Origin of the sequence: Amycolatopsis sp. lyj-346, from assembly GCF_046548975.1 — a bacterium.
Classification (GTDB): Bacteria; Actinomycetota; Actinomycetes; order Mycobacteriales; family Pseudonocardiaceae; genus Amycolatopsis.
Map to the genome: position 1 here is coordinate 1 of NZ_JAJPWT010000044.1, position 1,475 is coordinate 1,475.

Genomic DNA, 1,475 nt, shown 5'->3' on the forward strand with positions numbered 1-1,475 from the left:
GGTGACAGTCACTCCGGCCCGTGCGGAAGGTGGACATGGTACGTTTACGGTGGGCTATTTTCAAGTGAAACCGGGTACATTGCCGTCGTTGTCGGGCGGGGATACCGGTGTGAGTCATCTGAAAGGGATTAACGTGAAGTACCGTTATGAGCTGACGGACAGTGTGGGGGTGATGGCTTCCCTGGGGTTCGCCGCGTCGAAAAAGAGCAGCACAGTGATGACCGGGGAGGATACGTTTCACTATGAGAGCCTGCGTGGACGTTATGTGAGCGTGATGGCCGGACCGGTTTTACAAATCAGTAAGCAGGTCAGTGCGTACGCCATGGCCGGAGTGGCTCACAGTCGGTGGTCCGGCAGTACAATGGATTACCGTAAGACGGAAATCACTCCCGGGTATATGAAAGAGACGACCACTGCCAGGGACGAAAGTGCAATGCGGCATACCTCAGTGGCGTGGAGTGCAGGTATACAGATTAATCCGGCAGCGTCCGTCGTTGTTGATATTGCTTATGAAGGCTCCGGCAGTGGCGACTGGCGTACTGACGGATTCATCGTTGGGGTCGGTTATAAATTCTGATTAGCCAGGTAACACAGTGTTATGACAGCCCGCCGGAACCGGTGGGCTTTTTTGTGGGGTGAATATGGCAGTAAAGATTTCAGGAGTCCTGAAAGACGGCACAGGAAAACCGGTACAGAACTGCACCATTCAGCTGAAAGCCAGACGTAACAGCACCACGGTGGTGGTGAACACGGTGGGCTCAGAGAATCCGGATGAAGCCGGGTTTCCACCATCGCACGCCGGGACCATCACCGTGTATGAAGATTCACAACCGGGGACGCTGAATGATTTTCTCTGTGCCATGACGGAGGATGATGCCCGGCCGGAGGTGCTGCGTCGTCTTGAACTGATGGTGGAAGAGGTGGCGCGTAACGCGTCCGTGGTGGCACAGAGTACGGCAGACGCGAAGAAATCAGCCGGCGATGCCAGTGCATCAGCTGCTCAGGTCGCGGCCCTTGTGACTGATGCAACTGACTCAGCACGCGCCGCCAGCACGTCCGCCGGACAGGCTGCATCGTCAGCTCAGGAAGCGTCCTCCGGCGCAGAAGCGGCATCAGCAAAGGCCACTGAAGCGGAAAAAAGTGCCGCAGCCGCAGAGTCCTCAAAAAACGCGGCGGCCACCAGTGCCGGTGCGGCGAAAACGTCAGAAACGAATGCTGCAGCGTCACAACAATCAGCCGCCACGTCTGCCTCCACCGCGGCCACGAAAGCGTCAGAGGCCGCCACTTCAGCACGAGATGCGGTGGCCTCAAAAGAGGCAGCAAAATCATCAGAAACGAACGCATCATCAAGTGCCGGTCGTGCAGCTTCCTCGGCAACGGCGGCAGAAAATTCTGCCAGGGCGGCAAAAACGTCCGAGACGAATGCCAGGTCATCTGAAACAGCAGCGGAACGGAGCGCCTCTGCCGCGGCAGAC

2 protein-coding genes are annotated in these 1,475 nt (G+C 57.4%); both read left to right on the forward strand.

Annotation, left to right across the window (positions count from 1 at the left end; genetic code table 11):
- Position 1: 1 nt before the first annotated feature.
- On the forward strand, positions 2-577 hold the full coding sequence (gene lom / locus ACLJQE_RS44580) for an outer membrane beta-barrel protein Lom (RefSeq protein WP_069302186.1): 576 nt from the start codon (positions 2-4) through the stop codon (positions 575-577).
- A 64-nt stretch (positions 578-641) separates the two neighbouring features.
- Positions 642-1,475 (forward strand): prophage tail fiber N-terminal domain-containing protein (locus ACLJQE_RS44585; RefSeq protein ID WP_410645915.1); only part of this gene is annotated, 834 nt, incomplete at its 3' end.